This window comes from Rhizobium vallis (genome assembly GCF_003985155.1).
GTDB classification, from domain to species: domain Bacteria; phylum Pseudomonadota; class Alphaproteobacteria; order Rhizobiales; family Rhizobiaceae; genus Rhizobium; species Rhizobium vallis.
Map to the genome: position 1 here is coordinate 520 of NZ_ML133726.1, position 5,193 is coordinate 5,712.

Annotated in this window: 2 protein-coding genes and 2 pseudogenes; 2 read left to right on the top strand and 2 right to left on the bottom strand. The window is 56.4% G+C overall.

Going from position 1 to position 5,193, the window contains the following annotated elements; translation table 11 throughout:
- Nucleotides 1–12: 12 nt before the first annotated feature.
- Nucleotides 13–956, bottom strand: a pseudogene (locus tag EFQ99_RS34640) (IS630 family transposase).
- A gap of 231 nt (nucleotides 957–1,187) precedes the next feature.
- Here EFQ99_RS34640 and EFQ99_RS35335 point away from each other — a divergent pair.
- Nucleotides 1,188–1,646: pseudogene (locus tag EFQ99_RS35335) on the top strand (GDP-mannose 4,6-dehydratase).
- Nucleotides 1,647–2,056: 410 nt separating this feature from the next.
- Here EFQ99_RS35335 and nodA read toward each other — a convergent pair.
- The gene (gene nodA, locus EFQ99_RS34650; protein ID WP_004679687.1) at nucleotides 2,057–2,644 is read right to left on the bottom strand and encodes a nodulation N-acyltransferase NodA; all 588 of its coding nucleotides are present in this window, start codon (nucleotides 2,642–2,644) and stop codon (nucleotides 2,057–2,059) included.
- A gap of 934 nt (nucleotides 2,645–3,578) precedes the next feature.
- Between nodA and EFQ99_RS34665 the strand changes: the two genes are divergently transcribed.
- Nucleotides 3,579–4,493: a hypothetical protein gene (locus tag EFQ99_RS34665; protein ID WP_010034735.1), complete on the top strand. Its 915-nt coding sequence runs from the start codon at nucleotides 3,579–3,581 to the stop codon at nucleotides 4,491–4,493.
- The last annotated feature ends 700 nt before the right edge of the window (nucleotides 4,494–5,193 follow it).

The following is a 5,193-nucleotide window of genomic DNA, read 5'->3' on the forward strand; positions in this document are numbered from 1 at the left end:
AGCAAATCCTGCTCAATCTGGGTCATATCCAGCGGCCTTAAGGTAGTTTGCGCATTCTGCCGCAGTGAAGCGAGGTATCAAGGCCCCGACCGCATCCCATAGAGCATCGATCTTTCGCTCGGCTCGGCCTCGCAACATGGCTTTCAGCTTCGAGAATGCGTTCTCGATTGGATTGAAGTCCGGACTATAGGGCGGCAGGAACATGAGCTTGGCGCCGGCACGTTCGATGGCATCGCGGACACCGGCTATCTTGTGTGCAGGCAGGTTATCCATAATGACGACGTCGCCGATCTCCAGGGGCGGCACCAGCACCTGTTCGACATACGCAAGGAAGACGTTGCCGTTCATCGCGCCATCGTAGACGAATGGGGCGGTCATTCCGCTGAGGCGCAACGCACCGGTGAAAGTCGTTGTTTTCCAATGGCCGTGCGGCACGCCGGCACGGCAAACGCTCACCTCGCAATGCACGTCCGCGCAGACGTGACATCTTGGTCGAGAGGCCGGTTTCGTCGATGAAGATCAGTTTCTCCGGATCGAGGTCCAATTGACCATCGAACCAGGCGCGCCGGCGCTTCAGGACGTCCGGTCGGTCCTGCTCCAGTGCGTGTGCGGTCTTTTTTTAAAGGTCCACCCACGGCCTCGAAGCCAGGCGCCAAGTGCGCTGCGGCTGATCTTCACCTGCCGCTCGACGGACAAGCGCTCAACCATCTCATCGAGCGTCACATCCCTACGCTCGTTGATCAACGCGACAACGAATTCCTCGTGTGCATCCACTGCCGAAGGTCGTCTCCAGCTCTGTGGCAGAGCAGTTAACTCACCCTCTTTCGCTCTTCAATCCAGCGGATCGCCGTCGAAATCCCAACTCCGAAACGAGCCGCAGCCTGTCGAGCCGACATGCCCGCCGCAGACGCTTTCAAAACCCGTATTAGGAGATCATCGCTCAGGGCCTGTCCCATCATCCACCTCTCCGCTGTGGATGTTGAATCAGCTTCGGTCGCTCTCGTCACCTCACAATCGATTCATCAATCGCAGGACATGTCTAGGTCGACCGCGCGCCAGCGCGACCGCGACCATCAGCAGGACAAAGAGCTTTGAAAACAGGAGACAATCGCACATCCCTGTAGCCAAGAGAGAAATGGCGTATCGCACGGGAGACGCTGCGAGCGCCCAGGTGATAGAGCTTCGCCTTGTGGCTGAACAAGCCAACTTCGATCGCGCAGGCCCGCCGCGCCCGACAGCTGGCCAAAAACAGCGCCAGGAGCTACGACTGGGGCCACGCACGTGAGTATGTCGAGGGCATGTCGCGCATGCTGCAGCAGGACAAACCGGATGGCCACGTCTTGGCGACCGGCGAGACGACGAGTGTCGGCCAATTTCTCGAGCGGGCTTTTGCCGACGTGAACATTACTTTGGAATGGAAGGCGTCCGGCGTCGACTGGCTACGACTCCGCGTCCGGTGCCTGCCTTGTTGAAGTCGATCCTCGATACCTCCGCCCGACGGAAGTTGATCTTCTGCCGGTGATCCGACCAAGGCCCGCCAGAAGCTGGGCTGGCAACACAAGGCCCCGGTTCAGGAGCTCGTCGCCGAGATGGTGCGCGAGGATGTCAAGCACTGGAAGGCCCTGAACAGCCGGGAAGAGCTCTGAGTGTACGACTTGTCCAACAAGAAGATCTGGGTTGTCGGCCATCGCAGTATGGTCGGCAGTGCGCTTGTGCGCAGGCTCCGATGCCGTGCTCTGCGGCAGTGGCGTCAGTTAGCGGGTCGAACGAGGAGCGCGGATCGTGAACCCGCGAGCGCGCAAAAATACGGCATTAGCCGATGATGTTCATACTTCCACCAGGTGCCCGGATTGCGGTACCGAGGCTTCGGGGCATATGTTCCTGATGGTCCTGCTTGTCTCGAATATCTCACGCTTGACGTCTAAGCGTTCGCAGATCGAAAGGTGCGGGATGTGTCATCGTGTGGGTCGGTCCGTCATCGAGGGTTAAATAGACGCACCGATCACTGGGCCGCCACCGTCTCTTCGGATAACTTCAGCTATGGGACCATGCTCTTTCATAGCTCAGGGCCATTCCGCTCGATCAAGGTCCCCGATGGCCAATCACTCATTGAGCATCCTATTGGGAATACTACCAAAATTACGTTTTCACAGCGCGTCGGCGGGAGGTTGAGATAAACATCGGCAAGGGTGGATCGCACGCGTACCCCTTCCAAAACCGTCGCAAGACCATTTCGGCAGAGCCTGAGAACAAGGTTGCGCAACGCCTGCCGAACACCGCCGAACGCAAACCGAACGCCAAGTTGCTGCAGCACTGGGTAAACAATGCGCATCGAATTAATGCCGTACCCCTCAAGATCTGGACGCACGCCCCACAATCCAAGCTCGCATACGAGTAGATCGACCTCGCCAACCCGAACGAAACGACGCAACAACCCCATGTGAGCGGCCACACCGTGCGCATCATAGCCTATTACGCGAAGCTCGGGCCTAGCTCCTGACCAACTACGAGCACCTTCGAATGGAAGGGCGTTGTAAGCTCCAGTTGGCCCATAGGTCTTCCGAAAGAAATCTGCGAGCTCCGTGTGGTCAGAGAGCTCCAACTCGTTTTCCCAGCACACTTTCCACCGCACCTGAGGGCTCATACCTAAACCTCCACTTAATACTCTGTCCAGGCGTCGACAGAGCAACTACTTGATACGCACTCGTTGGGGCGCTTCTAATGGCACTGGTATAAGCTGGTGAAATCATTTGTTTGGATGGAACTCATCCGTCCAATGGATGCGTTCCAATCAATCGGCCTGCCATCGGCTGCCGACGCCAGATGAAGCGGCTGCTCCAACTTCTTCGTGAACATGCCGCCTTGTCCATCATGCTGGATCATCTTGATCAGGCATCCAGGACATTGAACTGAAAAGTTGACCATGACTGAGAGGCTCGCTACTCAGGCAGAAGCAAGCCAAAGACGTTTTCGGCGATAATCAGGCAAATTGTCGAGATCACATTAGAACCCTCGGCGGAACCGGGCTGGTCTATCCCGGCGTCGAAAGTCGTCGAACGACCCGACCTGGCGGAGGGGTTTTTTCGGAATGTTCGGTTTGCGACAGTCTGATTCCACACAAAATGGGACGCGGCGATAGGCAGCAGCATTCTCCTGTTGAATCTGAAAGGGGTTCCCCTCGCAAAACGCCCTGGTTCGCTTTGGCTATCGCAGCCCATGGACCGGCACGCTGGGTATCGGCGAAGATTGCCAGAGGACATACTTGCCTGGCGATCCCGACCTCGGGAGAAGATGATGGGTACAGGAATGGATTCCTAGATCAGTGCGTTTCCGGTGCAAGTTTTAGGACCCCGGACACAGCAAACGCCTCCCAGGACTGGCGAGGCGGCCGCGAGATCGCAATTTTCTCCTAGATAACGGTATGAGGTGATCGTCATACCCTGGTCACCGGATGCCGATCGTCACGCACATGGTCTGGTACAGAGCCGGCGGCGCCGATGAGCCCCCGAGGAAATACTTAGTGACTGGCACGGTTGTTGCGTCGTCTCACGAAAGACAGCCGTTAACGAGAGGTCACGATGATGGATGTATGCTCGATGGGGATGGTGTTGTGCGGTGGGTACCTTCTTGCTGCATCCGCAGGCAGACTCGGCGGCGCTGAGAATGTCTTATCTGACTCGCCTTTGTCCGCGGCTGATGTATCGAGTTTCGAGACTTTCATAGTTCGCAGCCCACCGACATCACTCAATCTGGATCCATTTTATGCCAAATATGCTGACGCAGCGGGCATACCTATTATTTCGTCAAACAAGGTTCCAGACACGGCACTATTGATCTCACGTGACATTGTCCTCTACATGTTGTCAGAACGCCGTGATGTCCGCGATGCTTTAATCCAGGCTGGAGCGCGGGTGGGCGTCATGGCAATTGACGAGACGACGACTGATATTCCCGAGCAGCGGGATTGGAAGAAGCCTCTTCCCGATGATCCACGTCTCACCCCTGACGAGCGGCGGGATTACGCCAACACGATCGGCAAGATGACTGCCCGAGACTACTGGGCACAAAGGGCGCGCGGCATGGGCGGGCTCTACACGACGGGAGCTGTGGAGAATTTGATGGGCGTGCCGGGCACGCGGTATTACGGCGGGAACATTCTTGTTCACGAATTCTCACATAATATTTTCAACGCGCTGCGCACGGTAGATCCTGATCTCGTTGCACGAGTTGAACGTGCCTATTCGCACGCCTACGAGAAAGGCCTCTGGGCGTGTTCCTATATGGAGAACAACGTCGATGAGTATTGGGCCGAGGGCACGCGATTTTGGTTCAATACGAACTTGGCTTACAGCCGAGGCAATCTCACCATTGCCACATCAGAAGATTTCGAGGCTCACGATCCAAGCCTCTATAATATCATGGCCGAAGTCTACCGCCATGACCACCACATTCTGGCGGATGTCTATTACCGGCATTCGGCGAAGTCGCAGTAATGTCCTTTGGTATTGACTGCCGGCCTCATGCTGCAATCCCGCTGGAGACCCGAACTATCGCTGATCGTCCGTAATTTGTCAGAGCCAGCCATAAATTTGAGTTTCCGTTCAATTGAAGCGCCCATGTTGTTCCCACGGGTGCATACCAAGTACTTCGTGGCCGCTGGAATTGGCTCCTTGTGCAACATCGAGAACAAATGACCTGCCACTGAATTTTCATCCGGCGGCGATTAGAGCCTCGGCGGTCTTTGAAACGCTCCCAAACGTTGGACCACCGGATGCTAGAGTTTTCCGGCTTCTGAAACGCTCCCAAACGTTGGACCACCGGATGCTAGAGTTTTCGGGCTTCATTCAGGGAGGCGGGCTGGTTGCGCCTCCCGAATTCACCAACGAGATCGGCACCTTGTTGCCGATCGCACCATGTCGTGGCCGCTGGAATTGGCTCCTTGTGCAACATCGAGAACAAATGACCTGCCACTGAATTTTCATCCGGCGGCGATTAGAGCCTCGGCGGTCTTTGAAACGCTCCCAAACGTTGGACCACCGGATGCTAGAGTTTTCCGGCTTCTGAAACGCTCCCAAACGTTGGACCACCGGATGCTAGAGTTTTCGGGCTTCATTCAGGGAGGCGGGCTGGTTGCGCCTCCCGAATTCACCAACGAGATCGGCACCTTGTTGCCGATCGCACCATGAGGTCTTT

Coding starts and splice junctions, on each gene's coding strand:
- nodA (WP_004679687.1), bottom strand. CDS start 2,644: ATGAGCCCTCAGGTGCGGTGGAAAGTGTGCTGGGAAAACGAGTTGGAG.
- EFQ99_RS34665 (WP_010034735.1), top strand. CDS start 3,579: ATGATGGATGTATGCTCGATGGGGATGGTGTTGTGCGGTGGGTACCTT.